Genomic DNA, 26,981 nt, shown 5'->3' on the forward strand with positions numbered 1-26,981 from the left:
CATTAACGGTGTGTTAACGGTTAGCATCATTTGTAGCGGAATTATGCTTGACTGGCGCCAGGAGATGGCAAACGATTACGGTTGTAGCAGGCATTCAGCCTGTCGCGCCGCGACCACGGCGGTGGCCAGCCGGCCACCGTGCGCGCAAATACAGCTTACTTGATGACTGCAAGCTTCTGCCGCTTGCCGCCCTTGAAGGTGTGGATGGTGATGGCGCCGTCCTGCACGTCGCCACGGGCGTCGAACGAGGTCATGCCGGTCACGCCCTGGTGCCTGATCCGCGCCAGGAACGGCAGGTACTTGGCCGGTTCCGGCGTACCGGCCTGCTGCATCGCATCGACCAGCGTCATCAGCGCATCATAGGAATACGCGGCGTAGGTCTGCACCTCGACGCCGAAACGCTTCTTGTACGCCGCGCGGAAGTCGGCCATGCCCTTCTCTTGCGCCGGCTCGATGCCGCCCGCCTCGGCGCAGATCACCTGGCCGTCGATCATGCCGTCGCCGGCCAGGCGCGGCACCGAGTCCGAGCACATGCCGTCGCCGCCCATGAACTTGACCGGAATACCCAGTTGCTTCATCTGGCGCAGCATCGGCGCCGCCACGGCGTCCATGCCGCCGAAGAAAACCATGTCCGGCTTGGTGGCCTTGATGGCGGTGAGGATCGCCATCAGGTCGGTGGCCTTGTCGTTGGTGTACTGGGTCGAGACGATGGCGGCGCCGCTGGCCGCGCCGGTGCGCTTGACGGTCTTGGCGAATTCGTCGGCCAGGCCCTTGCCGTAGGCGGTGCGGTCGTCCACCACGGCGATGCGCTTGGCCTGCAAGGTCTGCATCGCGTAGCGTGCCAGCGCCGGGCCAAGCTGCTCGTCGTTGGCGATATTGCGGAAGGTGGTGTTGTAGCGCTGGCGCGTGTATTGCGGCGAGGTGGCCGACGGCGTAATCTGCGGAATGCCGGCGTCGTAGTAAATGCGCGAGGCCGGGATGGTGGTGCCGGAAGTCTGGTGGCCGATCACGCCCTGCACTTTGGCGTCCGCCAGTTTTTGCGCGGCGGTGGTGGCCTGTTTGGGATCGCCGGCGTCGTCCTCGGCCAGCAGCACGATCTTGTATTTCTTACCGCCGATGACCAGGCCCTTGGCGTTCAGTTCATCGACCGCCATGCGCGCACCGTTTTCATTGTCCTTGCCCAGGTGGGCGATGGCGCTGGAGGTGGCGGCCACGTGGCCGATCTTGATGGTGTCCTGCGCGGTCGCGGCGCCGGCGGCGCCGAGCAAGGCCAGCGCCATCGCGCCACAGACTGTTTTTACTATTAATTGCATCAATTCCTCGTTAAAACCAAATTAAATAAGGGCGCAAGCATACCAGACCTGCGTGCACGATTGTTAAATCAGCCCTCACAAACCACACCCGATTGAAGTAGAATAAATCTTTCCAAAGTGAATTTATATGGACATATCGCGCCGCATTGCCCGCTCCAGACCACTGGCCACCACCGCCATGCACGGGCGGGTCGACGCCATGAAAGCACGCGGCGAAGACGTCATTGATTTCTCCATCGCGATCTCGCATTTTCAAGCGCCGGCGCCGGTGCTGGACGCGGTGCGCGAAGGCTTGCGCCTGCCATCGCTGCCCTACACCAGCGTTGCCGGCGACGCCGACATCCGCGCCCGGCTGGCCGCCAAGGTAATCAACGACAACCGCATCCCCGCCTCGTCGGCCGAGATCCTGGTGACCAACGGCTGCAAGCAGGCCTTGTATCAGGCACTGTATGTGCTGGCCGATCCGGGCGACGCCGTTATCATCTTCAAGCCGCACTGGCCGGCCTATGTAGCCACCTGCAAGCTGCTGGAACTGCAACCGGTGCTGCTCGACCTGCCCGACGAATTGACCGATGCGGTGCTGGAGAGCCTGCCGCCGGCGCGCATCCTGATCCTCAACAATCCGCACAATCCGACCGGCGCGGTGTGCCGCGAGGCGGAACTGGACCGCATCGCCGCGTGGCTGAAACGCCGCGGCGCCCACGCCATCGTCGACGAGAGTTACGAGAAGCTGATCTTCGACGGCGCCCATGTCAGCCTGGCGGCGCGGCCGGACTGGCGCGAACTCGGCATCGTCACGCTGTTCTCGGCGTCGCAAAGCTACGCGATGATGGGCTGGCGTGCCGGCTTCGCGGTGGCGCCGGCGCACGTGGTGGTGGCGATGGAAACGCTGCAAGGGCCGATCACCGCCGCCGCGCCGATGCTGATCCAACTGGCGCTGGCCGCCGCCATCGAGAGCGACGATCCGACCGCCATGCTGGACAACTATCGCCAACGGCGAGACCTGGTGCTGGACCTGGTGCGGGAGGTGCCGTGGATGATCATCCGTTGCCCGGCCTCCGGCCCCTACCTGTGGGCCGACATCACGCGCCTGACGATGGACAGCGTCGGCTTCAGCGAGCGCCTGCTAAGCGAGCATGCCGTCGCCGTGATGCCGGGCGATGCGCTGGGCGTGCCGGGCTTTATCCGCATCGGCTACATCAGCGACGACGTGGCGACGCTGCGGCGCGGCGTGCAAGCCGTCATCGCCTTCGGCAACGGCTGGTGACGCCGTGGCCTTTCTGCTTCAGCTGAACACTCTGCGCAGCCGCCTGATTCTCTTGGTGCTGCTGGCGATCGCCCCCAGCGCCATCATGACCGTCGTCAACGGCGCGCGCGAACGCACCCACGCGGTTGAAGTGGCGGAAGAAAATCTGCAACGGCTGACCAACCTTGCCGCCGCCAACGAGGCGCAATCGATCGCCGGCGCGCGCCAGCTGCTGCGCGACGTCGCCAGCATTCCCGACCTGATGGGCGACCCGGCCGACTGCGGCCGGGTTCTGGCGCGCATCCAGCGCCAGAACCCGGACTACGTCAATCTCGGACTGATACAGTTGAACGGCGATGTCACCTGCAGCGCGATCCCGTCGCGGACGCCGGTCAATCTGGCCGACCGCACCCACTTCCGCCGCGCGGTGCACCTGAAGCGCTTTGTCGCCGGCGGCTATATTTTCGGCCGCGTGATCCAGAAGCACACCGTCAACCTGACCTACCCGGTGCTGGACGACGACGACAAGGTCAAGGCGGTGGTGTTCGCCGCGCTCGACCTGACCAAGCTGGATCGCTTCGTGGCCGACATCCAGTTGCCCCCTGGATCGCTGCTGCTAACCGCCGACTCCGAGGGCAAGATCATCTCGCGCAAGCCGCATCCTGAAGAATGGTTCGGCAAGGAGGTATCGCCGCAGATGCGGCTGGCGATGGCGGCGGAGCCGGGCAAGCCGGTGCTGCTGGCGGGGCCGGACGGCGTCGAGCGCTTGCACCGTTTCGCGCGTGTCGGCAGCAACGGCCTGTCCGATTACACCGTCACCATCGGCATCCCCGCCGACGACATCACCGCCAACGCGCGACACGACCAGATGCTCGACCTGCTGGCGCTGGCGGCCACCATCGGCCTGGCCCTGCTGGCCGCGTGGTTCGTCGGCGACGTGCTGGTGCTGCGCCGCGTGAAGCGGCTGGCCAGCACCGCCAACCGCATCGCCTCCGGTTCGCTGGAAGCGCGCAGCGGCATCCACTACGGCAAGGAAGAGATCAGCGAACTGGCGCAGGCGCTGGACGCCATGGCCGCCTCGCTGCAGGAAAAGGAGCTGCAGCACCAGCGCGCCGAGAAGCAGTTGCGCGAGGCCGACCGCCGCAAGGATGAATTCCTCGCCATGCTGGCGCACGAGCTGCGCAACCCGCTGGCGCCGATCAGCGCTGGCGCGCAGCTGCTGCAAAGCGGCCGCGCCAGCGAGGCGGCGGTGCAGCGCACCGCCGGCATCATCGTACGCCAGGTGCACCACATGACACGTCTGGTGGATGACCTGCTGGACGTTTCGCGCGTCACGCGCGGGCTGGTGACGCCGACGCGGGTGCCGCTGCCGGTGGCGCGCATCGTCGCCGACGCGGTGGAGCAAGTCGACCCGCTGATCAAGTCGCGCCAGCACCGCTTCGAGATGGAAGTGCCGCCAGCGCCGCTGATGGTGACCGGCGACCATAAGCGGCTGGTGCAGGTGCTGGCCAATGTGCTGAACAACGCCGCCAAGTACACGCCGCCCGGCGGCGCCATCAAGCTGACGGCGCGCGCCGAGGGCAGCAACGTCAAGCTGATCGTCAGCGACAACGGCATCGGCATGTCGCCCGAACTGCGCAGCCGCGTGTTCGAACTGTTCGCGCAGGCCGACCGCAATCCGGACCGCTCGCAAGGTGGGCTGGGACTGGGGCTGGCGCTGGTCAAGTCGCTGGTGGAATTGCATGGCGGCGCCGTGGCGGCCGACAGCGCCGGCGAAAACCAGGGCAGCACCTTTACCATCACCCTGCCATCCACACAACAGCAGCCAGCGGCCCCCATGCCGGGCCCCGCCGCCAGGCCCGCACGCACATTGCGCGTGCTGGTGGTGGACGACAATATCGACGCCGCACAAACGCTGCAACTGCTGCTGGAAGCCGGTGGCCACCATGTGACGGTGGCGCACAACGCGCTGACGGCGCTGGAAATCGCCCAGGCCAAGGCGCCGGAACTGTGCCTGCTTGATATCGGCCTGCCCGACATCAACGGCTACGACCTGGCCCGCAGCTTGCGCGCGTTGCCGCATACCGCGCGCGCCACGCTGGTGGCGGTGACCGGCTACGGCCGCCACGAAGACCGCGAACAAGCGACGGCGGCCGGCTTCGATCACTACTTTGTCAAACCAGTCGATGTCGACGCCCTGCTGGCGCTGATCGCGCGACTACCTTAGGAACCGCATGAAGCATCTGTTACTCAGCCTCGCCATCGCCGCCGCCCTGCCGGCCCAGGCGCAGCAACAAACGCTGGCGCGCATCGCCGCGCAGCCGGCGGTCAAACAGGCGCTGGCCTACATCGAGACCAACGAAGCGACGACGCAAAAGAATATGTTGGCGATCAACGCCATCCCGGCGCCGACCTTCGCCGAGGCGGCGCGCGCCCGCGACTACGAACAACGTCTGAAAGCCGCCGGCCTGGCCGATGTGCACATCGACGAAGCGGGCAATGTGCTGGGCACCCACAAGGGCACAGGCAACGGCCCCACCGTGGTGCTGGCGGCGCACCTGGACACCGTTTATCCCGCCACCACCGACCTCACCGTGCGTGAAAAGGACGGTCGTCTGTATGCGCCCGGCATCGCCGACAACGGCCGTTCGCTGGCCGCGATGCTGACCATCGTCTACGCGCTGCGCGAGGCCGGGGTGCAGACCGAGGGCGATGTGCTGTTCGTGGCCAACGTCGGCGAGGAGGGATTGGGCGACCTGAAAGGCGTCAAGCACCTGTTCAAGCAGCGCAAGGATATCAAGGCCTTCATCGGCCTGGAGCCGGCGCTGGGTGCGGATGGCGATCCGGTGACCTACATCGGCACCGGCAGCCGCCGTTTCAAGGTGACCATCCATGGCCCCGGCGGCCATAGCTACGAGGGCTTCGGCCTGCCGTCGGCGGTGCACGCGGCCGGCCGCGTGATCGCGCGCATCGACGAGGTACGCGTGCCGGCGCAGCCCAAGGTCACGTTCAATGTCGGTGTGGTTCAGGGCGGACAATCGGTCAACAGCATCGCGGCGGAAGCCTCGCTGCTGATCGATATCCGTTCCGCCGACGCGACGCTGCTGGCGAAGGTCGAGCAGCAGATCAAGGACGCCATCCAGCAAGGCGTGCGCGAGACCAACCAGCGCTGGAACAGCCAGGCCATCACCGCCGAGGTGACGCTGATCGGCGACCGCCCCGCTGGCCAAATGCCCGCCGACGCGATGATCGTCCGCACCGCGCTGGCCGCCGCCAAGGTGCAAGGCCGGCCACCGCTGCTGGACACTCCACACTCGACCGACGCCAATCTGCCGATGAGTCTCGGCATCCCGGCGATCACCATGTCCGGCGGCGGCGCTTCTGGCGGCTACCATTCCGAAAAGCTGGAATGGTGGGCGCCGCAACATGCCCATACCGGCCCGCAAAACGTCCTGCTGACGCTCCTCGGGCTGGTGGGCGTACGCGGCCTGGACGCCCCGCTGGCAAAATAACCGGACGATGTGAGCAACAATGAAACTCCGACTGATACTGGGCGACCAGCTCAATCATGAACACAGCTGGTTCGCCCACGTGGACAGCGACACCGTTTTCGTCATGATGGAAGTGCGGCAGGAGACCGACTACGTTCTGCACCACGCGCAAAAAATCATCGCCATCTTCGCCGCCATGCGCGACTTCGCGCGGCGCTTGCGGGAGGCGGGCCACCGCGTGCACTACCTGGCCATCGACGATGCCGACAACCGCCAGTCCGTGCCCGGGAATCTGGACTACCTGCTGGCACATTACCAGGCCAGTGACTTCGCCTGGCAGGCGCCGGACGAATGGCGGCTGGACCAGCAACTTGCCGCCTACGCCGCCGGGCTGTCCATCCCGGCCCATATGGACGACACCGAGCACTTTTACACCGCGCGTGACGAGGCGGCGCGGATCTTCGAGGGCCGCCAGAACTGGCTGATGGAGCATTTCTACCGCCGCATGCGCAGCAAGCACGGGGTGCTGATGTCGGCCACCGGCAAGCCGGCCGGCGGCCAATGGAATTTCGACCACGACAACCGCGAAGCCTGGGACGGCATGCCGTGGGAGCCGGCCGACATCCGCTTCCGCCATGACCACAGCGCGCTATGGCAGACCATTCAGGCTTGCGGCGCCAAGAGCTTCGGCGAACCAAACGCCGCCAGCTTCGCCTGGCCGCTGAACCATGAAGAGGCCTTGCAGCAGCTGGAACGCTTCGTCGAACTGGCGCTGCCCCACTTCGGCCGCTATCAGGACGCGATGAGCGTCAAAGCCTGGCGCCTGTTCCATTCGCTGCTATCGTTCGCCATGAACGTCAAGCTGCTGTCGCCGCGCACCGTGGTCGAACGGGTCGAAGCCGCGTGGCGCGATGGCGCCGTGCCGGTGGAATCGGCCGAAGGCTATATCCGCCAGATCATCGGCTGGCGCGAATATGTGCGCGGCGTCTACTGGCATCGCATGCCGGGCTACGACGAGTTGAACGCGTTCGATCACCATACGCCGCTGCCATGGTGGTTCTGGGACGGCAAAACCCGCATGCGCTGCCTGGCCGCCGCCATCGGCCAGTCGCTGGAGCACGCGCACACGCATCACATCAACCGCCTGATGGTGATCGGGAACTTCGCGCTGCTGGCGGGGCTGTCGCCGCAAGCGCTGCACCGCTGGTATCTGGGCATTTACATCGACGCCTTCGAGTGGGTCGAGCTGCCCAACACGCTGGGCATGAGCCAGTTCGCCGACGGCGGCCAACTGGCCACCAAGCCTTACGTCTCCAGCGCCGCCTACATCGCGCGCATGAGCGATTATTGCAAGGGCTGCCATTACGACAAAAAGGCCAGGCTGGGCGAACGGGCCTGCCCGTACAACGCCTTGTACTGGGATTTCTTCGACAGGAACCGCGACCAACTGCAGGGCAACCATCGGCTCGGCATGGTGTTCCAGCAGTTGAAGCGCATGGACGACGGCGCGCTGACGGCGCTGCGCGAACGGGCGACCGACCTGCGCGGCCGCGTCGCCGAACTTTAGGTGCTGCCGCGCTGGATCAATTCAAAGCCGGTATTGAGCACGCGCTCGGCCGGCGCATCGTTCTCGCCGCCGGCCAGCCGGTCCAGCAGGGCCTGCGCAGCGAGCGCGCCGATCCTGGCGCCGTCCACCTTGACCGTCGATAGCGGCGGATTGGTGTACTCGGCAAAATTCAGATCGCCGAAACCCATGATGGCCAGATCCTGTGGCACCCGCAGGCCGCGGCTTTGGGCTTCGATCAGCGCGCCGTGCGCCAGCGTGTCGGAACTACAGAAAATCGCGTCCAGCTCCGGGTGCGTGTCCAGCAACTGCACCGCGCCCTTGCGCCCCAGTGGCAGCGCGCCCGGCGCCTGCACCACATGCGAGGCGATCACATTGACGCCCTGCTTGGCCAGCGCCACCTGGAAACCTTGGGTACGCTGCCCGGCGCGCGGATCGTTCGCGGTCAGCATGCCGAAGTGGCGGTAGCCCTGCTGCAGCAGATGCCGTGCGCAGGCATGGCCCACTTCCTCGTGTGAGAAGCCGATCGCCATGTCGATCGGGTGCTGCGTCAGGTCCCAGGCCTCCACCACCGGCGTGCCGATTTGCAGCAGGCGCTGGCGGGTGCTGTCGGTGTGCAGCGCACCGGTCAGGATCACGCCGTCCGGGCGGCGGCTCAGGATGGTTTCGACCAGAATCTCTTCGCGCCAGGTTTCGTAGCCGACTATACCCAGCAGCAACTGGTAGCCGGCGGCCGTCAGGCGGTCGGTGGCACCCTGCACCATGTCGGCGAAGGTTTGCGTGGAAATGGTCGGCAACACCAGCGCCACCAGCTTGCTGCGGCTGGAGGCCAGGCCGCCGGCCAGCATGTTCTTGACGTAGCCGGTGCGCTTGACCGCCTCCTGCACCCGGGCCAGCGTGGCCGGTCGCACCAGTTGCGGTTCGTTCAGCGCGCGCGAGACGGTGATCGGCGAGACACCCGCCGCCTTGGCGACATCGATCAGGGTGACGGGAGTTGCGGCCATTTTTTCTCTCGGTATATTGGTAGCGTAATCATTCTATCTAATTGACATTCACACCACAACTGGCTGCACGGGTACAATCGCTGAAAATAATGCACAGGGGACAAGATGAAGAACGCCATGTTTACCGCAATCATGCTCGCTTGGCTGGCACTGCCGGCCGCCGCGCAACCGGAGCCGCGCACCGGCTCGCCGCTGTCGCACCGCACGTGGACGCCGGACAACAACAATGGCACCTTCACCAATCCGGTGTTTTACGATGAATTTTCCGACCCCGACCTGATCCGCGTCGGCGACTGGTTTTACCTCACCGGCACCACCATGCACGCCATGCCAGGACTGCCGGTGCTGCGCTCCAAGGACATGGTCAACTGGGAGTTTCTCAGCTACGCCGCCGACCGGCTCGACTTCGGCCCCGCCTACCGGCTGGAGGACGGCAACAATATCTACGGCCGCGGCATCTGGGCGCCCAGCCTGCGCTACCGCAACGGCGTGTTCTACATCTTCTCCAATGTGAACGGACGCGGCACGCAGATCTACTCCGCCGTCAATCCGCGCGGACCGTGGACCCATTGGGAGATGAAACGCAGCCTGCATGACCTGTCGGTGCTGTTCGATGAAGACGGCAAGGCCTACGTCGTCTGGGGACACCAGGACATGCACATCGCCCAGCTGACCGACGACCTGCTGGACATCGTGCCCGGCACCGAGCAGGTGGTGTTCTCCAAAACCGACGGCATGGGCGAAGGCGCGCACTTTTACAAGTTCGGCGGCCGCTACTACATTATCAGCTCGAATTACGCGGGTGGCTTCCGCATGCCGGCGGCGCGCGCCCATCACGTCTTCGGACCATATGAGGTGAACCAGGCGATCAGCAAGGACGAGGGTTTCGGCATGGTGCGCGGCTACCGGCTCAACAACAAGCAGTATCCATTCGAGGTCTCGCCGCCCAATCCCGCCTCGCGCGACGCCAGCGCCTTGCACCAGGGCGGCGTGGTGCTGACCGAGGCCGGTGAATGGTGGGGCTTTTCGATGATGGACTATAACTCGGTCGGCCGCCTGTTCAGCCTGGCGCCGGTGACGTGGCAGGATGGTTGGCCGTATTTCGGCCTGCCCGGCAATCCGGGCCGCAATCCGCGCACCTGGGTCAAGCCGCGCACCAAGGAACCGCAGCAGATCCGCGTGCCCTTCGTGCGCAGCGACGATTTCGCCGAACCGGAGCTGAAGCCGATCTGGCAATGGAACCATGTGCCGGTGGACGACAAATGGTCGCTGACCGAGCGTCCCGGCTTCCTGCGCCTGCACGCGCTGTCCGCTGACAATTTTTGGGAGGCACGCAACACGCTGACCCAGCGCGCCATCGGGCCGGTGTCGTCGCCGACCGTGGTGCTGGACGCCGCCGGCTTGCTGGATAACGATGTCGCCGGTCTGGCGCTGCTCAACCTGCCCTACGCCACGCTGGGCGTCGAGCGCAAGGACGGCGCGCTGTCGCTGGCGCTGTTCGACCAGGCGCGCAACAGCACCGTCCGCGTGCCGCTCGGCGTACAGCGCGTGTGGCTGCGCGCCGAGTGCGATTTCCTGAAGGAGAAGGCGCGCTTCAGCTACTCCACCGACGGCCAGAACTTCCAGCCGATCGGCGACGAGTTCACCATGATCTTCCAGCTGACCACCTTCCAGGGCGTGCGCTATGGACTGTTCGCCTACAACACCGGCAAGCAGAAAGGCGGCATGGCGGACTTCGACAGCATCGACATTCACCAGCCCTACCCGCGCGGCCTGATGCGCCCCATCCCCTACGACAAGCAGATTCAGATGAAAGCGTACACCGGCCGCGCGCCGGCCCAGGCGATGAATTTCACCGTACAGGACATGGGCCTGGGCCGCGTCGCGCTGCGGGCCGGCGACAACTACCTGAGCGTGGGCCTCGATGGTGGCGTCACGCTACAGGCCGCCCGGCCGGGCGTCGCCCAGAGTTTCCAGTGGATGGAAACGCCCACCGGCGAGCTGCTGCTGATGTCGCTACTGACCAATTTCTACCTGCGCATCCATCCGCAAACCGGCGCCCTGATCGCCGACAGTCCCGGCCCGATTCCCGATGGCAGCGACGGCGTGCGTTTCCTCTGGAGCACGCCGTAACGCGCGCCGCCGCACCGCTACTGATCAGGGCACGATCGTCACAAACAGATAGACAGCGCAGATTGTCAGCAGCACCGTCCCCTGCATGATGGTGGTGCGTCCGCCAGTCAGCGACAGCGAGGCGACGATCAGCGACAGCATCAGCAGCACCGTCGACTTGATGTCGATGCCCAGCGTCAGCGTCCAGCCGTTCAGCAGCGCCACGATCGCCACACACGGAATCGTCAGGCCGATACTGGCCAGCGCCGATCCCAGCGCCAGATTCAGGCTGGTTTGCAGCCGGTTGGCGCGCGCCGCCTGATACGCCGCGATGCCCTCCGGCAGCAGCACGACCGCCGCGATGATGATGCCCACCAGCGCCTTCGGCGCCCCCAGACTCAGTACCGCCTTTTCCAGCGACGGCGACAACGCCTTGGCCAGCAGCACCACGCAGCCCAGGCAAGCCAGCAGCAGCGCGCCGCTGATCCAGGCCATGCGCGCTGGCGGCACCGGGGCGTGGTCGTCTTCATCCGCGACCGGCTGAAGCGGCAGGAAATAGTCGCGGTGACGCACCGTCTGCACCAGCACGAAGGTGCCGTACAGCACCAGCGAAATGACGGCGATGAAAATCAGCTGGCTGGTGTTGTACGACGGGCCCGGTGTGGTGGTGGTGTAATTCGGCAGCACCATGGTCAGCACCGAAATGGCCGCCAGCGTCGCCAGGGCGGCCGACACGCCGGTCGCGGTAAAACTCTGCTCACCGTGCTTGCGGCCGCCGACCAGCAGACAGATGCCGACCATGCCGTTCAAAATCAGCATGACGGCGGCATACACGGTATCGCGCGCCAGGCCGGTGGTTTCGGCACCGCCGGCCACCATCAGCGAGACGATCAGGGCCACCTCGATCGACGTCACCGCCACCGCCAGCACCAGCGTGCCGAACGGCTCGCCGATCTTGTGCGCCACCAGTTCTGCATGAAAAACCGCCGCCAGCACGCCGGCAAACAGGCAAACGGCGAACACCACCAACAGCACGGCGCCGGGCGCGCCGGCGCCGCCCATGAACGCTTTGCCAGCCAGGGCCAGCCAGCCGAGCACCGGGGCGGCAATGGTCCACACCGGCAGAGTATTTTGTATTTTCATGGCTATTTTCTCTCTGGTAATAATTTCGACAATAACAGTTGAAGCTTATGAAAAATTTAAGTGGTGACGTCTATCGTGCCGGCCGACAGCGCCTCGCGCGCCGCCTCGCGGATGGCGCGCGTGGCCGGATGACTGATGCGGCGCTCGGTGGTGATCGCATACACCTGCTCGCGCAGCGTGGGAATCGTATCCAGCATCACCACGCCGTACTGCGCGCAGATGGTCTCGGCGATCGCCGCCGGCGCGAAGAACAGCCCGGCGCCGGTCTGGCCGAAAGCCTTGATCATGGCACTGTCGTCGAAATCCCCGACCACCCGCAGGCGCGGCACGTGCGTGTGCAGCCACTGCATCAGCCGCGAATGGATCGCCACGTCCTCGCCCGGCAACAGCAGCGGCGCATGGTTCAGGCATGCCGGAAACGGGCCGCTGAGCGTGGCCGCCAGCGCCGCCGTGGCGAACACCCCAAGCTCGCTCTCGCCCAGCAGATGACTGTAGGCGCGCACGCTCAGGTGGCTGGGCATGGCGCGGTCGGTGATGATCAGGTCCAGTCGGTGCACCGCCATGTCGGCCAGCAGCGCGGACAGGCGGCCCTCGCGGCACACCAGCCGGGTCGGCTCGTCCAGCGTCAGCGCCGGCGCCACCAGCCGGCACGCCACCGCCTTCGACACCGAATCGGACACGCCGACGCGGAACACGCTCACCTGTGTGGCGGCCTGGTCGCGCACCACGTCCAGCAAGGCGTCGCCGGCGCTGAAGATATCTTCGGCGTGGCGCAGGATGCGGCTGCCGGTGTCGGTCAGCTCCAGCCGCCGGCCGACGCGGCGGAACAGCTCCACCCCCAGCGTGTCGGCAAATTCGGTCAGTTGACCGGAGATCGATTGCGGTGTCAGATGGAGCTGTTGCGCCGCCTTGGCGATGCTGCCGCTGCGCGCCACCATCCAGAAATACCGCAGATGTTTGTAATTCAGATTGGACATATTGGCCTAACACATCAGTTTTTCGGATGATTTGCGCAAGTATATTCGAATTGTGCGATGAATTGTGCATGCCTATCATAGCCCCATTATTTTTGCCGTCGGGAGAACGATGATGAATGGATTGGAAAGCATGGCGACCGGGCCGATGTGGGCCGGGTTTATCGCCTTCGTGCTGGTGATGCTGGCGCTGGACCTGTGGGTCTTCGGCGGCAACAAGGCGCACAAGGTGTCGATCAAGGAGGCGGGGCTGTGGTCACTGGGCTGGTTCTCGCTGGCGCTGCTGTTCAACCTCGGCCTGTGGTGGTATCTGAAAGGCACGGTGGGGCCGGAGATCGCCGAGCAGAAATCGCTGGAATTCCTGTCCGGCTACCTGATCGAGAAAGCGCTGTCGGTCGACAACGTGTTCGTGTTCCTGCTGATTTTCGCCGCCTTCCAGATCAAGCCCGAGTACCAGCGCCGCGTGCTGATCTACGGCGTGCTGGGCGCAATCGTGATGCGCGCCATCATGATTCTGGCCGGCGCCTGGGTGGTGACCGAGTTCAGCTGGGTACTGTATCTGTTCGGCGCCTTCCTGCTGTACACCGGTGTGCGCATGCTCAAGGCCGTGGACGAGGAACCGGACGTCAAGAACAACCCGGTGCTGAAACTGGCGCGCCGCACGCTGCCGGTGGATGAAGGCGACCATGGCGAGAAATTCATCATCGTCAAGAACGGCAAGCGCTACGTGACCACGCTGCTGCTGGTGCTGATCCTGATCGAGGCGACCGACGTGGTGTTCGCGGTGGACTCGATCCCGGCGATCTTCGCCATCACCAACGATCCGTTCATCGTGTTCACGTCGAACCTGTTTGCGATCCTCGGCCTGCGGGCGCTGTACTTCCTGCTGGCGGACATCGCCGACCGCTTCCACCTGCTCAAGTATGGCCTGGCACTGGTGCTGTGCTTCATCGGTTCGAAGATGCTGTTGCTGCCGTGGTTCCACATTCCGGTGCACATCTCGCTAACCGTGGTGGCCACGCTGATCGCCGGTAGCGTCATCGCCAGCCTGTATTCAACCCGTAAGGAGAACAAATAATGCGTACTTATGAAACTGACAGCCCGAGCGCCGCCGGGCGCATCGTGGCCCTGTGTATGGTGGTGGACGGCAACCTGTCGCGGTCCGAACTGCGGGCGCTGCGCCACTCGCGGCTGCTGGAATTCATCGACATCGACACCGACGCGTTTCATATGCTGGTGGAAGAGCTGTGCCAGGACCTGCTGGCCACCGCCGTGCAGGGGACGCATATCGAACTGCCGCCGGCGGTGATCGACGCCCTGCTCGACGAAGTCCGCGATCCGAAGCTGCGTCAGCGCCTGCTGGGCGCCATGTGGCAGATCGCCAGTGCCGACGGCGTGTTGGCGGAAGCCGAACTCACGCTGCTGAGCCAGGCCCGCGCCAAGTGGGCGCAAGCATGTGTTACCTCGTAAAGGAGTACGACTATGGATTGCCCAGTATGCAAGAACGTCAGCCTGGTGATGAGTGAGCGCCAGGGCATCGAAATCGATTACTGCCCAAGCTGCCGCGGCGTGTGGCTGGATCGCGGCGAGCTCGACAAGATCATCGAGCGCTCAACGCCGAATGCAGCGACAGCGGCAGCGCCACCGCCGCAACAACAGCCAGCTTACCGTGGACCGGACCCGCGCTACCAGCAGCAACAATATCCTCAGCACAAGAAGAAACGTGAAAGCTTCCTCAGCGATATCTTCGACTTCTAGCATCGGGACGCGGCACTGGCCGGTAATGTAAAATTACCGGCCTTCGCGCGTGTTTCCTGAATTCAATGAAATTCCTAGTCCAGCGGTTAGCCGTCCTTGTTGTTGCCCTGATCCTCGCCGGTTGCGCCGGCGTCCCGCGCCGCGCCGACCTGCCAAGCGGCGCCACGCCCCACACCATCTATCTGGTGCAATTTGGCTGGCACACGGCGCTGCTGCTGGAGGGCGCCGCAACACTGGAACACAGCACCAAGCTGCGCACCGATTTTCACGATACCCGGTATTTGATGGTTGGCTGGGGCGACGGCGAATACTTCGTCTCCGAGCATGCACCTTGGTCGAAGGCGGTCAAGGCGCTGGTCGCGTCCGACTACCCGGCGCTGCAGGTGGGCGGCCGTGACAAGAATCCGCCGCTGGGCGCACAGGCGCGCGACACCGTCGCGCTGGCGATCACCGAGCGCGGCTTTCAAGAACTGGTGGAGTACATCGACCGCAGCATCGCCACCGACGCCAACGGCAAGCTGATCTATCTGGGCGATCCGGCGGAGCATCCCGACCGTTTCTATCGTGCGACCGGCAATTACAGCGTGTTCAACAACTGCAACTCATGGATCTCGGACGCGCTGCGCACGGCCGGCCTGCCGATTTCCAGCTTCAACCTGACCGCGCGTGGCGTCTTCGAGCAAGCTCAGCGCATTGCCGCCCTACAAAACCAGCAACCCACGCTGAATTAGCAAAATTAAGCCGCCGACGCTTTCGGCTTGCGCGGCGCGCGTGGCTTCTTCGGCTTTTCAGCCTCGGCATCCTGCCCCTTGCCCTTAACCGCCTCGATCAGCGCCGCAACATAGGTATTGCGCGCGGTTTGGGCGATCGCGACCTGCTGTTGCAGACGCGCCAACTCCGCATCCACGGCCTGGACGTTCAGGAACTGGGTTTTAGCGGCTTCGTTCAGGTTTTCCGAAGCATAAGAGGTACCATTGATCGTGATGTATTGCGGCAGACTCATTATTTTCCTTGTTGATTTCGGGCAAAAAATTCCCAACGGCGGCAATTGTATGCCGTGACCGGCAAGCTAGCAACGTCGGATCAAGCCCTCGCCGGTCCCAAAGTGCTAAAGTGCGGCAGAAAGGAGTTATCATGCCGACAATGCACAGTTTGGCGAAATGGCGTTGGAGCGCGGCTTTTTGCGGCTTGTTGCAGGCCTGGCAAGCCGCCGCGTTGACCATCGCGCTACCGCCGTCCGAGGCGCAGCAGGCGATATTGCGCGCGGTGCGGCAGATCGCGCCGCAGCGCGAAGAACACCGGCGCTACCGCATGGCCCTGCCGTTCGGCGCCCCGCTGTTCCCGCCCGCTGCCGATCTGGCATTGCCGCCGGCGACGCCGGCGCTGTCCGGCTGGCTCGCCCTGCCCGCCACGCAACGCCGACACGACGTGCTCATCACCCCAGACATCGATTACTACTGGAAGGCCGAAGGCCGCCAGTTCAGTTGCCAGTTCATCATCCACCTCGAAGCCGATGGCGCCGGTTCGCGGTTGTCGCTACTCCAGGTGCGGCCCACCGAATACGCCGGCAAGCACTTCGAACTACTGGGCCGCACCGGCCCAGGCCGTTACGTCAAGCTGCTGCCGACCGCGCCGTCAGCCCAGGCCGAAGCCGAGCTGCGTGCCTTCCTGACGAGCGCGCTGACGCGCCAGCAGTAAGCCCAAGCCAAGCACCAGCAACGCCAGACTGCCGGGCAGCGGCAAGGCGGCGATCGCCTCGACTTGCAACGTCAGCGGCACCAGCACCGCATCGGACGCTTGCAGGAACAGGCCGCCGGCGAGCGGATCGCCGCTCCACCACTCGCCTGACAGCGTGAAGAAACCGCTATCGCTTTGCCCCGGCGCCGCGAACGGGAAGATTTGCGCGCCGTACAAACCGGTATGCGCCAGTTGGTCGAACAAGGCATTCGCCGTGGCGCCGGGCGCCAGCACTGGAAAATCGAAATAGCTGGCGTCCGGTGTGGCGATGCTGAACGACGCGGCGCTCAGTTGGGTCGGCACGAACCAGTTGCTGCTGTCGGTGTTGACCAGCGAATAGCCCCAGCCGACGGTTTGTCCGGGCGCCCCGCTAACCACGCCGCCCGCCGGGCCGGCCGACAAGGTGAAGGTGAACGGCAGCGCCTGCGCGGCCAGCGGCAACAGCAAGCTCAAGCACAGGGCCAATATGGCCCTCAAGAATTGGCGTTTCATGACAAGGGCTCCTTATTTCGGTATCACGGATTGGGCATGCGCGTAGCCGTAGCTCACGCCGCTGAGGTCGGTCACATTACCGTTTTCGCCAACGCTGAAGCGCTGCACGGTGGACGGCACATTGAAGGTCAGCCGCACGGTGAAGAAGCTGCCCACGTCGACGTTCGGCGTCACGAACGGCAGCGGCGGCGACAGCGTGGTGTTCAGCGTGACGGTGCCCGTGCCGGTCAGCGTGCGCGGCGCGACCGAGCCCAACGTCATGTTGCGCGCGGTGCCGACACCGGTATTGGTGAAGCGCACGTCCAGCCCGATCACGCCGGGCGCCACGGTCTCCTGGCCGACGATTTCAGCCAGGAAATCCGGCCGCCCCGGCGTCTGCGCCACGCCGGTGACAAACACCGTCAGCGACGCGCTGTTGTGCAGCGTGGCGACGCTGACGCTCTGCGCGCTGACGGTCAGGCTGTCCGAACTGCCGATGCGCGCGCCGGCTGGCGGCGTCAGCGTCACGCTGACATTGGCGCTGGCACCACGGGCCAGCGTCAGCGTCGATGGCGACACGCTGGTGATGTAGTGCTTGTCGTCGGTGGCGCCGATGGTGAAGACGTCAGCCGGGCCGTCGTTGCGCACCCGGTACAGCAGCGTGGTGCTGACGCCGGGCCGCAGGTCCTGGCGCGACGGCGGCGTGACCGAGACCGTTTGCGGCGTCACCATCACGCTGACCAGCCGCTGATAAGCATAGCCGGAACTGTCGGTGCCGCTGGCATACACGACGAACGGTTCATTAGGCACCCTCAGCGCGCCGAAGAATTTGCCGTTGTCGGTCTGGTCCTGCTCCAGCGCCAGCGCGCCCAGCGCGTCGAAATTCTTGCGGCGCAGCTGGAACTGCGGCGCGCCGGCAATGCCGGTCAAGGTGGCAATCCCATACAGGGCCTGGCCCGGCGCCGGCTCGCCGTCGATGACCATCAAGCCCTGGTGCGGCGGCATGGCACCGAAGCGCGCCAGATTGAAGGAGTTGAACGCCAGGCCCGAAATGCCGTTGACATTGACATAGGTCTGGTCGAACGAGTTGCCGACCGCCAGCTTCCAGACGCCGCGCGGCGGATTGTCGATGGAGATGATGCTGCCGCTCGACAAGCGCAAATACTTGGTGGCGGTGGCCTCGGTGATGACCACGCCATCCGGCCGCGTCAGCGTGACGCTCGGCGGCACGCCGGCCACGGTGCCGCTGACCGACACCGTCAGCCGCCGCAGGCTGGTATCGACCGGCACCGTATAGCTTTTAGTGGCGGCGAAGGTATCGACGGTCGACAGAATCTGCACCACGTTGTTGCGGCCAACCAGATCCGCCAGTTCCGTCACGGCGCCGGCCTCGCTGCCGTTCAGGTAAAACACCTGGCCGCCGGTTTCCGCCGCTGCTTGCAGGAAGCCCGGCGTCAGCGGCGAGCAACTGCCGAACAGCATCGGATAAATCTTGATGGCCTTGCTCTTGGCCAGGCTGATCACCGCGCCGGCCAGCCCCGCGTCCTTGGCGGCGGCGTCGGTGTACATGAACAGGTCGCCACCGGGATCGGCCAGCGACAGGCCGTTGTACATGCCCGTCATTGCCAACTCGGGACAGTCATCGCCGCCGCTGGCGAACAGGCTGGCGATCTGCGATTTGAACAGCACCGCGTTATTGGTGGCGGTGGTCGGGCCGGTGCCGGGATCGTTGAACGGCGCCAGCACATACTGCAGCGGCTCCTCGTCGGTGCCCAGGCGCGCATCGACAATGCTGGTGGCCGACGCGCGCACGCCGGCAATGATGCCGCCCATGCTGCCGGTGGTGTCGATCGAGAACGCCAGCGTCGGCCCGGCGCCGAGCAGCGCCTTGAGCTGGGCTTGGTTCAGCTCGGCCTTGATATCCTCGATAAACTGCTGGGTGCCGGCGATGGCGGCGCCAGCCGCCGCGCCATGGTCGCCGCTGTGTGGCGAGATGTCGCAATAGCGCGTGTCCTTGTTGATGCCTTCGCGGAAATAGCCGAGCGGATCGCTGGACGGCGAGCTGCTGTCGAGCGGACCGCCGTGGCTGCATTTCAAGGCGCCGGGCTTGACCCGGTCTTCGCCGCCGTAATAGCCGCTGGTGAGCAAGGCGCCCACCAGATTGGAGGAGTTGGCGCAAGTGCGGACGGTGGTGGTGAAACCCGAGCAGGCCACCGTCGCCGGGCCGGAAAACAGCAGCGGACCGGGGCGGCCGACACCGGGATGCGCGCCGCTGTTGCCCAGCTCGACCCAGTTGCTGTGCGAGTAGAAGTCCTGAATCGTATGCAGGGCGCTGCCGAGGTTGTCGCGCGCGCCGATCACGTTGATCGGATCGCTGCGCAAGGCGTCCAGAATGTTTTGTTTCAGCGTGGCCAGCCGCAGTTGCGCGCCGGCGGCGTTTTCGCCGTCGAAATGCTTGGCCGAGCTGGTCTGGTCCTCGTCGACCTTGGCGTTGGCTTCGATGATCTGGTCCAGCGCCTTCTGCATCGAGGCGCTCAGCTTGGGCACGGCGAAATAGCGCTTGTCGAGTTCCTCGATGCCGCGCTGGGTGATGTCCTGGTGCGTCAGGCTGCCGCCGGACTTGGACGTGATGTAGCAGACAAAACCGTTTTTAGGACAAAAAGCCTGGCTGGGAATGCTGGCCACCAGCAACAGCGACGCCAGCAGCAACGATAAAGCGGTGCGCATACGATATCCTTTCTCGGTGAACAGGAATCCGCCTTGGGCGGACACGCGACGCTGTATCGCATGAGTCATGCCATGTGTTGTGCTTGCTTTTAAATCAGGGGCTTAGCGCGGCCCACGTGGGTGAAGGACGGCGCGGTGTAAAATTTCCCGACATTACCGGCGCCGCGCACGCAACTCGGCCACCATGGCGGCGGCGTCGCGGAACATGGCCGGCTCGCTGGCCGCGCAGGCGCGCCGCTCGCGCGCGATGCGTTCGCGGTTGGCTTGCCAGCCGGCGTCGTCGAGGCGCACGCCGAAACCTGGCGGCGCCGGATCGGCGCCACCGAAGATGCGTGTCAGCATCACATCGCCCAGCGCGGCCTTGAAATGGCCGGATTCCCAGTACCAGGTGGTCGCGGTGAGATCGCCGCGCGCGGGGATGTGTTCACACTGCAAGGAGCCGTAGCCGCTGAAGTCCGACAGCGTGATGCGTGCCTGGGCGTGCGTTTGGTGGACGCGCGCAACCTCGCGCAGCAGGCGCAGCTTCCATTCTTCGAACACGGGCCACAGGCCGGTCTGCTCCAGCATGGCCATCAGCTGCGCGTGGTAGGGATAGATGACCAGTTCCACCGCCGTCCCCTGCCCGGCGGCGGCGTCCAGCAGGCGGCCCAGTTCGCGCCAGTCGCTGGAAGTGTCGCTGCCGGCGAGCACGATACCGCGTGGCGCGGTGGCGAATCGTCTGGCATTTTCCATCGCTCGCTGCTGGAAAAAGCCGTGGTAGCCATCGTCTCGCGCAGCGCGCAGATAATCGCCAAGCGGATTGAAGCCGCGCGCGCTCATCGTGGCGGCGTAGGGATCGCGCTGGATCAGCAAGGTGCGCGCGGCGTCGAGCAGCGCGTCCAGCGAGAACACGGTATCGATCTTCCAGCGCAGGCGCGCCAGTCCGCCGGGCAAGATTTGATCGGGCACGTCGGCGGCGACCGGGTCGGTCAGAAAATCAAAGAACTCCACGCCGAGCAACAGCGTGACCGGGCGCACGCCGTCTGTTGTCAGCCTCATCCATTGCTGGCGCGAAGCGGCCACGCCGGTGCCCGGCAACGCCAGATTGTAGGTCGGTCCGGCCAACGGCCGCGCATCGGGATCGATGCCAACGTCGATCCGCGAGTTCCCCATCAAAAAAAGCTTCGGCTGTGTGGCACGGGCGCCGGCCATCTTGATTTCCGACAGGTATCGGGTTGGGCGCGGCTTGATGGCATTGAAGCCATCGCGTTCGACCAAACGATGCAGACGATACGGGTCCACCACCGTCACGAAGCCGCACACCAGGACGATGCCCGCCACCAGCGCCGTAGCCATCCACTTGATAAACCTGCCGAAGTCATCCATGCACGTATCCTAAAACTGGAAATACAGGAATTCGGCTGGACGGCCCAGTGACAGCAGACAGGCCAGCGACAGCAACGCCATGCCCACCGCCCAGCGACGGTTCGGCAGCCAGGCGGGCCAGCGAGCGCCGAGCGTCGGCTCAAAGCGCGCCATGATCTGCTGCGTATTTGGCATCAGCCAGGCGATTGCCGCCGCCACCGCCACCCACGCATACGTCTGCACAAACCGTGTGCCGCCACCGACATGGAAAGTGATGCCCAGCGCGTCAAGCATGGGCTGAATCGCCATCACGCGCGGCGCCAGCGCCTCGGGCAAGCTGGCGCCGTTGTGCCCGGCCATCGCGCCCACGATCAAAAGCGCCTGCGAGAAATCGGCCGCGCGGAAAAAAACCCAGGCGACACACACGGCGGCAAAGGTCAGCGCGGCCGCCGGCATTCGCCACGCGGCGGCCCCGACAGGAAAACGCAGCCGCGCCGCCAGTGCCGCCCAGGCGTGATTGACCATCAGATAAGCGCCATGCAGCAATCCCCACAGCGCGAAGTTCCAGCCGGCGCCGTGCCACAGGCCGCCCAACAACATGGTCAGCAGCAGATTCAGGTAGCGGCGCAGCGGTCCCTTGCGCGCGCCGCCCAGCGGAATATACAAATAATCGCGCAGGAAACGTGATAGCGTCATGTGCCAGCGCCGCCAGAAATCGATGACGCTGGCGGCCTTGTACGGCGAATCGAAGTTCAGCGGCAAGCGGATGCCGAACAGGCGCGATGCCCCAATCGCCATATCGGAATAACCGGAAAAGTCGAAATACAGTTGAAACGCATACGCCAGCACCCCGCCCCACGCCACCAGCAGAGTCTGCGGCTCGGTCTGGCCGAAGAAAGAGTTGGCGTGCGGCGCCAGGTTATCGGCTATTAACACCTTCTTGGCCAGCCCGAAGACAACGATGCTGCCGCCGATGGCCAGATTGGCGCGCGAAAAACGGTAAGTTGCGAGCCGCGCGAACTGCGGCATCATTTCGGCGTGGTGCAGCACCGGACCGGCAATCAGATGCGGGAAATACGTAATGAACAGCAGGTAGTGGACGAAGCGATACTCCTTCACCTTGCCATGATAGGTGTCGACCAGGAAAGCGATCTGCGTAAAGGTGTAAAACGAAATCCCGATCGGCAACACCACGTGCCACAGCGGCCACTGCGTCGCGGTGACAGCATTGATGCCAGTGATAAAAAAGTCCGCGTACTTGAAGTAGGCCAACAGCAACAGGTTGCCACTCACGCCGAGCACCAGCCAGCGCCGACGCGCGCTGCCTGGCAGCTTGCGCCCGAGCAGATAGTTGCCGGTGACGGACGCCAGCAGCAGCGGAATATACTCGACGCTCCACCAGCCGTAGAAAAACAGCGAAGCCGCCGCCAGCCACAGCGCCGCCCACGTCTGACTGCGCCGCGCCAGCAGAAAGAATCCCAACGTCGTTATCGGCAGAAACAGCACAATAAAGCTGAGCGAGTTGAAGAGCATAGCTGGCAGACATGGCGTGGGGATCAGCCCATGCTAAAGACATCCGCTGCAAATGTCTGCCATGAACTATGCACTTTCATGCGCGGCGTCAAGCATGGACTACCGGGCCGAGGGGGGCGCTGCCCGAACGCGCTACTGGTCAGCGCACAGACGTAGTATGATCTGAGCCGTTACCTTTTTTACAGCAGCCCGATGACCTCTGCCCTGCCTAAACGCGCCGCCACGATCCGCGATGTCGCCGCGCTTGCCGGTGTGTCGATCAAGACCGTCTCGCGCGTGCTCAACAGCGAAGCCGGCGTGGTGGCGGAAACGCAGGCGCTGGTGCGCGCCGCGGTGGCCCAACTCAATTACACGCCCAACCTGTCGGCGCGCAATCTGGCCAGCGTGGTCGAGGCCACCATCGGCCTGGCGTACAGCCACATGCGGCTGGACGACGATGACGATCGCGGCGGCTATCAATACTCGCTGATCCTGCAGATCGGCGCGCTGGAAGCCTGCCAGCAAAACGGCTTCGGCCTGATCCCCATGCCGTGCGACGTGCGCGCGGCGGACAAAATCGAGCAATTGGTGGCGCAGGTCAGGGAACGGCGCATCGGCGGCCTGGTCATCGCCGCTCCGCTGGGCAACACGCCGGGCCTGCTGGACGCCCTGAACAAATATGGCATTCCCTACGTCTGCATCAACCCCAACGACCTGGGTCCGTTGACGCCGCATGTCGCCATCGACGAACTGGCGGCCGCGCGCGAGATGACGGAGCACCTGATCGGCTTCGGCCACCGCAAGATCGGCTTCATCAAGGGCATCCAAGGCTCGCGCGTGTCCGAGGAACGCTACCAGGGCTATGCGGCGGCGCACGCGGCGCACGGCTTGGCGATCAATCCGCAGTGGGTGATGCAGGGTGAATTTACCTTCCGCTCCGGCATGGCGTGCGGCCACGCGCTGCTGTCGCTGGCCGCGCCACCGACCGCCATTTTCGCCAGCAACGACGATATGGCGGTCGGCGTGGTGCATGCCGCCAACGCCCTCGGCGTGCGCATTCCGGCCGAGGTCTCGGTGGCCGGCTTCGACGACACCGAACTGGCGCGCTTTTCCTGGCCGCCGCTGACCACCATCCGCCAGCCGCTGGAACGGATGGCGCATACGGCGGTGGAACAATTGATCGGACTGATCCGGCCGCAGCGCATTGCCCGCCTGGTCCATCCGGTCCATGTGGTCTATCCGTGCAAACTGATCAGCCGCGCCTCGGTGGCTGCGCCGCTTGCCACATAATTCAAAAAACTCAACAAATTCAACTTGACTGGACGAATCCGGCGGTCGTAGACTGCAATGGATGACACCGCTGTCATCCATCCGCAAAGCACCTCGATGTGCGCGGATGTAAAGCAGATAACGATAAGCTGGAGACGACCATGACGCACCGGAACACCGTGTACGCACGCCGCAAGGCGCGCGTGGCGCCACTCACGCTCGCCTTTTTGTGTCCTCCCCCTGCGGGTGCCCTGGCATGAGCGCGATCACCGTCCGGGAAAAATTCGCCTACGGCATGGGCGACTTCGCCAGCAGCCTGGTGTTCCAGACCGTGAGCACCTTCCTGATGTTTTTCTACACCGACGTCTACGGACTGTCGGCCGCCGTGGTTGGCACGCTGCTCTTTACGGCCCGCACGGCGGACGCCGTGTGGGACGTCTTTTTGGGCGCCATGATCGACCGCACCCGCACCCGCTGGGGCCAGTGCCGACCCTACCTGCTGTTCGGCGCGCCCCTGCTGGGGCTGTGCGCCATCGCCACCTTCACCGTGCCGGATGGCGATACCCAATTCAAACTGTGCTACGCCTACGCCAGCTACATACTGTTGATGATGGCTTACAGCGTGGTCAACATCCCCTACGGCGCGCTGCCGGCGCTGATGACCGACGATGCGCGCGCCCGCACCAGGCTGGCCTCGTGGCGCATGTTTTGTGCCTTCAGCTGCGCCATCGTGGTCAACACCTCGATGATCAAGCTGGTCGACTATTTTGGCGACGGCGACCAGCCGCTGGGCTACCAGAGCACCGTGATGGTGATGGCGGTGGCCGGCACGCTGCTGTTCTGGCTGTGCTTCGCCGGCACCCGCGAGCGCATCTGGCCAATGGTGCAGCCGATGCAGGTGCGGCGCGACTTCCGTACGCTGGTCGCCGGCCGCGCGTGGTGGATGATGGCGCTGATCGGCACCTGCATGTTCACCGCCGTGGCCATCACCAACGGCTCGGCCATGTACTACTTCCGCTACGTGGTTGGCGACACCGCGCGCGCCGCGCCCTATTTTCTGTGCGTCGGCCTCGGCAACCTGACCGGCATCCTGATTTCGTCGCACCTCACGCGCCGCTTTTGCAAGCGCAAGGTGATGCTGCTGGCTAGCCTGGGCGCGGCGGTGCTCTATGCCAGCTTCTATTTCGTCGATCCATCCCATCCGTGGGCGCTGAACCTGCTCGGCTACGCCATCACCGTTATCAGCGGCATCAGCCTGCCGATCGTGTTCTCGATGGTGGCCGATACCGCCGACGACGCCGAACTGCGCTCCGGGCGTCGCATGGTGGGCCTGACCGCCAGCACCATCGGCTTCGCCATCAAGCTGGGCCTGGGACTGGGCGGCGCCGTCACAGGCATCATCCTGACCTTGGTCGGCTACCACGCCAACGCCGTGCAAAGCCCGCAAACCATCGAGGGCCTGAAGCTGATCATGAGCGCGGTGCCGGCCATCGGCAAACTGGTGGTGTGTGCCATCGTGGCGTTCTACCCGCTGGGCCAGAAAAAGCTCGACGAAATCCAGCCGCTGCTGCGCCAGGCGCGCGCCGCCGGCGCCTGACCACCTGTATTCACATTGACGCGCAACACTATGACCGAACCTCTCTCGCTTTCCCCCTTCAACCTCGCGCCGGACGATATCGCATGGGTACGCGCCACGCTGGCGCGCCTGAGCTCCACGCAGAAAATCGGACAACTGTTCAACTTCGCTACCTTCGGCAACGACCAGCAGCCGATCCGCGCGTTGAACCGCCTGCAACCGGGCGGCATGCACCGCTTCATGGGACCGGATCTGGCCGACGGTTGGCGCGCCACCCGGCTGGCGCTGGAGGAAAACGAGGTGCCGCTGCTGATCAGCGGTGACATCGAGGGCGGCAACACCAGCTTCCCATTCATCACGCCGCTGCCCAACCAGATGGGCGTGGCCGCCTGCGCCGACCTGGACCTGACCAGCCGGCTGGCGGCGGTGGTGGCGGCCGAGTGCCGCGCGCTCGGCTTCAACTGGTCGTACACGCCGGTGGTCGATCTGAATCACGCCTTTCGCAGCGCGGTGGTCGGCACCCGCTCGTTCGGCTCGGACGTGACGACCGTGCGCGAGCAGTCGCTGGCCTACATCCGCGAACTGCAGCGCCATGGCGTGGCCGCCACCGCCAAGCACTGGCCCGGCGAAGGCTACGACGACCGCGACCAGCATCTCGCCACCACCATCAATCCGCTCTCGATGGCGCAGTGGGAGGCGAGCTTCGGCGCCATCTACCGCGCCGTGATCGACGCCGGCGTGATGAGCGTGATGTCGGCCCACATCGCCCTGCCGGCCTGGATACGCCACAAGCGCGGCCACAGCGCGCCGCAACGCGAAGACTTCCAGCCCGCGTCCACCTCCGCGCTGCTGACGCGGGAACTGCTGCGCGACGAACTCGGTTTCAATGGCCTCGTGGTTTCAGACGCCACCACGATGGCCGGCATCGTTTCGTGGGCCGAACGCAAGGAGCTGGTGCCCAGCGTGATCGAAAACGGCTGCGACATGTTCCTGTTCAGCCGCACGCCGGAACAGGACGTGCAGTTCATGCTCGATGGCTTGCGCAGCGGTGCGCTGTCGGAGCAACGGCTGGAGCAGGCGGTCACGCGCGTGCTGGCGCTGAAGGCGGCGCTCGGCCTGCACCGCAAGTCACTGGACGAACGCCTGCCACCGCTGGCGGAAACCGAGCGCTGCCTGCGCGCCCCCACCCACCAGGCGCTGGCGCGGCAGATGGCGGCGCAAAGCATCACGCTGGTCAAGGATACCGAGCAGCTGCTGCCGCTGCGGCCGGAGCGGCACCGCCGCGTGGTGCTGGTGCGTCAGCCGTTCAAGGCCTTCTTCCCTGGCTCGCCGGAACCGTCGGTCGAGCCGCTGCTGGCGTCGCTGCGCGCCGAAGGTTTCGAGCTGCGTGAATTCGATACCTCGCAGCCGCCAAGCCGCGACAACGCCGACCTGATGCTCTACCTGGTCGGCAATGAAGCCACGCCCACCGCCTCGCACATTTATCTCGACTGGTACGCGCTGCACGGCGACATCCGCGGCGCCATGACGCGCTACTGGCGCGACCTGCCGTGCCTGATGATTTCCTTCGGCCAGCCCTACTTCCTGTACGACGCGCCGGGCGTGCCGGCCTACATCAACACCTACAGCTGCGTTGAACCGGTGCAGGAAGCGCTGCTGCACAAACTGTTGGGGCGGGAGGCATTTACCGGCGTGTCGCCAGTGGACGCCTTCTGCGGCCAGGAGGCGGCCCGCTTTTAG

The 26,981-nt window shown here is 64.9% G+C and carries 22 protein-coding genes; 13 read left to right on the top strand and 9 right to left on the bottom strand.

Going from position 1 to position 26,981, the window contains the following annotated elements:
- Positions 1-155: 155 nt before the first annotated feature.
- Positions 156-1,313, bottom strand: coding sequence for a branched-chain amino acid ABC transporter substrate-binding protein (locus GTP44_RS15890; RefSeq protein ID WP_161020206.1), 1,158 nt, complete (start codon positions 1,311-1,313; stop codon positions 156-158).
- A 127-nt stretch (positions 1,314-1,440) separates the two neighbouring features.
- On the opposite strand from GTP44_RS15890, the gene GTP44_RS15895 reads away from it, so the two are divergent.
- From GTP44_RS15895 to GTP44_RS15910, 4 genes are read left to right on the top strand one after another with little or no spacing between them, the layout of a single operon-like run.
- The gene (locus GTP44_RS15895; RefSeq protein ID WP_161020207.1) at positions 1,441-2,580 is read left to right on the top strand and encodes a pyridoxal phosphate-dependent aminotransferase; all 1,140 of its coding nucleotides are present in this window, start codon (positions 1,441-1,443) and stop codon (positions 2,578-2,580) included.
- Positions 2,581-2,584: 4 nt separating this feature from the next.
- Positions 2,585-4,786 (top strand): hybrid sensor histidine kinase/response regulator, encoded by a 2,202-nt coding sequence (locus tag GTP44_RS15900; protein WP_161020208.1) that lies wholly within the window; start codon positions 2,585-2,587, stop codon positions 4,784-4,786.
- Positions 4,787-4,793: 7 nt separating this feature from the next.
- The gene (locus tag GTP44_RS15905) at positions 4,794-6,071 is read left to right on the top strand and encodes a M20/M25/M40 family metallo-hydrolase (protein ID WP_161020209.1); all 1,278 of its coding nucleotides are present in this window, start codon (positions 4,794-4,796) and stop codon (positions 6,069-6,071) included.
- A gap of 19 nt (positions 6,072-6,090) precedes the next feature.
- Positions 6,091-7,617 (top strand): cryptochrome/photolyase family protein, encoded by a 1,527-nt coding sequence (locus tag GTP44_RS15910; RefSeq protein WP_161020210.1) that lies wholly within the window; start codon positions 6,091-6,093, stop codon positions 7,615-7,617.
- On the opposite strand, the gene GTP44_RS15915 is transcribed toward GTP44_RS15910, so the two are convergent.
- The gene (locus GTP44_RS15915) at positions 7,614-8,618 is read right to left on the bottom strand and encodes a LacI family DNA-binding transcriptional regulator (RefSeq protein ID WP_160990590.1); all 1,005 of its coding nucleotides are present in this window, start codon (positions 8,616-8,618) and stop codon (positions 7,614-7,616) included. The two genes, GTP44_RS15910 and GTP44_RS15915, sit on opposite strands and share 4 nt — an antisense overlap.
- A 117-nt stretch (positions 8,619-8,735) precedes the next feature.
- Between GTP44_RS15915 and GTP44_RS15920 the strand changes: the two genes are divergently transcribed.
- Entirely contained in the window at positions 8,736-10,751 is a 2,016-nt protein-coding gene (locus GTP44_RS15920) for a glycoside hydrolase family 43 protein (protein ID WP_202424104.1), read from the top strand.
- 24 nt (positions 10,752-10,775) lie between these two features.
- Here GTP44_RS15920 and GTP44_RS15925 read toward each other — a convergent pair whose 3' ends face one another.
- Together GTP44_RS15925 and nhaR are read right to left on the bottom strand one after the other, a co-directional pair.
- Positions 10,776-11,873 carry a calcium:cation antiporter gene (locus tag GTP44_RS15925; RefSeq protein ID WP_202424105.1) on the bottom strand — a complete coding sequence of 366 codons (1,098 nt, stop codon included), beginning with the start codon at positions 11,871-11,873 and terminating at the stop codon, positions 10,776-10,778.
- 56 nt (positions 11,874-11,929) lie between these two features.
- A complete protein-coding gene (gene nhaR / locus GTP44_RS15930; RefSeq protein ID WP_161020212.1) occupies positions 11,930-12,850 on the bottom strand; it encodes a transcriptional activator NhaR in 921 nt (306 codons plus the stop codon).
- 112 nt (positions 12,851-12,962) lie between these two features.
- Here nhaR and GTP44_RS15935 point away from each other — a divergent pair, with 112 nt between their 5' ends.
- The 4 genes from GTP44_RS15935 (at position 12,963) to GTP44_RS15950 (ending at position 15,336) form a co-directional block, all read left to right on the top strand.
- Positions 12,963-13,925: a TerC family protein gene (locus GTP44_RS15935; protein WP_161020258.1), complete on the top strand. Its 963-nt coding sequence runs from the start codon at positions 12,963-12,965 to the stop codon at positions 13,923-13,925.
- A complete protein-coding gene (locus tag GTP44_RS15940; RefSeq protein ID WP_160990594.1) occupies positions 13,925-14,317 on the top strand; it encodes a tellurite resistance TerB family protein in 393 nt (130 codons plus the stop codon). The genes GTP44_RS15935 and GTP44_RS15940 overlap by 1 nt, the downstream gene beginning before the upstream one ends.
- 12 nt (positions 14,318-14,329) lie before the next feature.
- Complete coding sequence (locus GTP44_RS15945; RefSeq protein WP_161020213.1) at positions 14,330-14,605, top strand: TFIIB-type zinc ribbon-containing protein; 276 nt, start codon at positions 14,330-14,332, stop codon at positions 14,603-14,605.
- 65 nt (positions 14,606-14,670) lie between these two features.
- Positions 14,671-15,336 (top strand): DUF2459 domain-containing protein, encoded by a 666-nt coding sequence (locus GTP44_RS15950; RefSeq protein ID WP_161020214.1) that lies wholly within the window; start codon positions 14,671-14,673, stop codon positions 15,334-15,336.
- A gap of 5 nt (positions 15,337-15,341) precedes the next feature.
- Here the strand turns inward: GTP44_RS15950 and GTP44_RS27220 are convergent, their stop codons facing one another.
- Positions 15,342-15,608, bottom strand: a complete 267-nt coding sequence (locus tag GTP44_RS27220) for a DUF6447 family protein (protein WP_202424106.1) — start codon at positions 15,606-15,608, stop codon at positions 15,342-15,344.
- Between the two features lie 131 nt (positions 15,609-15,739).
- Here GTP44_RS27220 and GTP44_RS15955 point away from each other — a divergent pair, with 131 nt between their 5' ends.
- Positions 15,740-16,303 carry a hypothetical protein gene (locus tag GTP44_RS15955; protein WP_229256939.1) on the top strand — a complete coding sequence of 188 codons (564 nt, stop codon included), beginning with the start codon at positions 15,740-15,742 and terminating at the stop codon, positions 16,301-16,303.
- On the opposite strand, the gene GTP44_RS15960 is transcribed toward GTP44_RS15955, so the two are convergent.
- The 4 genes from GTP44_RS15960 to GTP44_RS15975 all read right to left on the bottom strand — a co-directional run bounded on the left by GTP44_RS15960 (position 16,241) and on the right by GTP44_RS15975 (position 22,417).
- Entirely contained in the window at positions 16,241-16,834 is a 594-nt protein-coding gene (locus GTP44_RS15960; RefSeq protein ID WP_160990597.1) for a hypothetical protein, read from the bottom strand. The genes GTP44_RS15955 and GTP44_RS15960 overlap by 63 nt on opposite strands.
- Before the next feature lie 12 nt (positions 16,835-16,846).
- Positions 16,847-19,540, bottom strand: coding sequence for a hypothetical protein (locus GTP44_RS15965; RefSeq protein ID WP_161020215.1), 2,694 nt, complete (start codon positions 19,538-19,540; stop codon positions 16,847-16,849).
- A gap of 153 nt (positions 19,541-19,693) precedes the next feature.
- The gene (locus GTP44_RS15970; RefSeq protein ID WP_161020216.1) at positions 19,694-20,905 is read right to left on the bottom strand and encodes a hypothetical protein; all 1,212 of its coding nucleotides are present in this window, start codon (positions 20,903-20,905) and stop codon (positions 19,694-19,696) included.
- A 9-nt stretch (positions 20,906-20,914) separates the two neighbouring features.
- Positions 20,915-22,417 carry an MBOAT family O-acyltransferase gene (locus GTP44_RS15975; RefSeq protein WP_161020217.1) on the bottom strand — a complete coding sequence of 501 codons (1,503 nt, stop codon included), beginning with the start codon at positions 22,415-22,417 and terminating at the stop codon, positions 20,915-20,917.
- Positions 22,418-22,609: 192 nt separating this feature from the next.
- Here GTP44_RS15975 and GTP44_RS15980 point away from each other — a divergent pair, with 192 nt between their 5' ends.
- The 3 genes from GTP44_RS15980 to GTP44_RS15990 all read left to right on the top strand — a co-directional run bounded on the left by GTP44_RS15980 (position 22,610) and on the right by GTP44_RS15990 (position 26,981).
- Positions 22,610-23,686 carry a LacI family DNA-binding transcriptional regulator gene (locus GTP44_RS15980; protein WP_161020218.1) on the top strand — a complete coding sequence of 359 codons (1,077 nt, stop codon included), beginning with the start codon at positions 22,610-22,612 and terminating at the stop codon, positions 23,684-23,686.
- A gap of 235 nt (positions 23,687-23,921) precedes the next feature.
- Positions 23,922-25,262 carry an MFS transporter gene (locus tag GTP44_RS15985; RefSeq protein WP_161020219.1) on the top strand — a complete coding sequence of 447 codons (1,341 nt, stop codon included), beginning with the start codon at positions 23,922-23,924 and terminating at the stop codon, positions 25,260-25,262.
- A gap of 30 nt (positions 25,263-25,292) precedes the next feature.
- Complete coding sequence (locus tag GTP44_RS15990; RefSeq protein WP_161020220.1) at positions 25,293-26,981, top strand: glycoside hydrolase family 3 protein; 1,689 nt, start codon at positions 25,293-25,295, stop codon at positions 26,979-26,981.

This window comes from Duganella lactea (assembly GCF_009857505.1).
Lineage (GTDB): Bacteria > Pseudomonadota > Gammaproteobacteria > Burkholderiales > Burkholderiaceae_D > Rugamonas > Rugamonas lactea.

Bases quoted from the DNA above. Each gene is read 5' to 3' on its own strand.
- GTP44_RS15890 (WP_161020206.1), bottom strand. From the start codon at position 1,313: ATGCAATTAATAGTAAAAACAGTCTGTGGCGCGATGGCGCTGGCCTTG.
- GTP44_RS15895 (WP_161020207.1), top strand. From the start codon at position 1,441: ATGGACATATCGCGCCGCATTGCCCGCTCCAGACCACTGGCCACCACC.
- GTP44_RS15905 (WP_161020209.1), top strand. From the start codon at position 4,794: ATGAAGCATCTGTTACTCAGCCTCGCCATCGCCGCCGCCCTGCCGGCC.
- GTP44_RS15910 (WP_161020210.1), top strand. From the start codon at position 6,091: ATGAAACTCCGACTGATACTGGGCGACCAGCTCAATCATGAACACAGC.
- GTP44_RS15915 (WP_160990590.1), bottom strand. From the start codon at position 8,618: ATGGCCGCAACTCCCGTCACCCTGATCGATGTCGCCAAGGCGGCGGGT.
- GTP44_RS15920 (WP_202424104.1), top strand. From the start codon at position 8,736: ATGTTTACCGCAATCATGCTCGCTTGGCTGGCACTGCCGGCCGCCGCG.
- GTP44_RS15925 (WP_202424105.1), bottom strand. From the start codon at position 11,873: ATGAAAATACAAAATACTCTGCCGGTGTGGACCATTGCCGCCCCGGTG.
- nhaR (WP_161020212.1), bottom strand. From the start codon at position 12,850: ATGTCCAATCTGAATTACAAACATCTGCGGTATTTCTGGATGGTGGCG.
- GTP44_RS15935 (WP_161020258.1), top strand. From the start codon at position 12,963: ATGAATGGATTGGAAAGCATGGCGACCGGGCCGATGTGGGCCGGGTTT.
- GTP44_RS15940 (WP_160990594.1), top strand. From the start codon at position 13,925: ATGCGTACTTATGAAACTGACAGCCCGAGCGCCGCCGGGCGCATCGTG.
- GTP44_RS15945 (WP_161020213.1), top strand. From the start codon at position 14,330: ATGGATTGCCCAGTATGCAAGAACGTCAGCCTGGTGATGAGTGAGCGC.
- GTP44_RS15950 (WP_161020214.1), top strand. From the start codon at position 14,671: ATGAAATTCCTAGTCCAGCGGTTAGCCGTCCTTGTTGTTGCCCTGATC.
- GTP44_RS27220 (WP_202424106.1), bottom strand. From the start codon at position 15,608: ATGAGTCTGCCGCAATACATCACGATCAATGGTACCTCTTATGCTTCG.
- GTP44_RS15955 (WP_229256939.1), top strand. From the start codon at position 15,740: ATGCCGACAATGCACAGTTTGGCGAAATGGCGTTGGAGCGCGGCTTTT.
- GTP44_RS15960 (WP_160990597.1), bottom strand. From the start codon at position 16,834: ATGAAACGCCAATTCTTGAGGGCCATATTGGCCCTGTGCTTGAGCTTG.
- GTP44_RS15965 (WP_161020215.1), bottom strand. From the start codon at position 19,540: ATGCGCACCGCTTTATCGTTGCTGCTGGCGTCGCTGTTGCTGGTGGCC.
- GTP44_RS15970 (WP_161020216.1), bottom strand. From the start codon at position 20,905: ATGGATGACTTCGGCAGGTTTATCAAGTGGATGGCTACGGCGCTGGTG.
- GTP44_RS15975 (WP_161020217.1), bottom strand. From the start codon at position 22,417: ATGCTCTTCAACTCGCTCAGCTTTATTGTGCTGTTTCTGCCGATAACG.
- GTP44_RS15980 (WP_161020218.1), top strand. From the start codon at position 22,610: ATGACCTCTGCCCTGCCTAAACGCGCCGCCACGATCCGCGATGTCGCC.
- GTP44_RS15985 (WP_161020219.1), top strand. From the start codon at position 23,922: ATGAGCGCGATCACCGTCCGGGAAAAATTCGCCTACGGCATGGGCGAC.
- GTP44_RS15990 (WP_161020220.1), top strand. From the start codon at position 25,293: ATGACCGAACCTCTCTCGCTTTCCCCCTTCAACCTCGCGCCGGACGAT.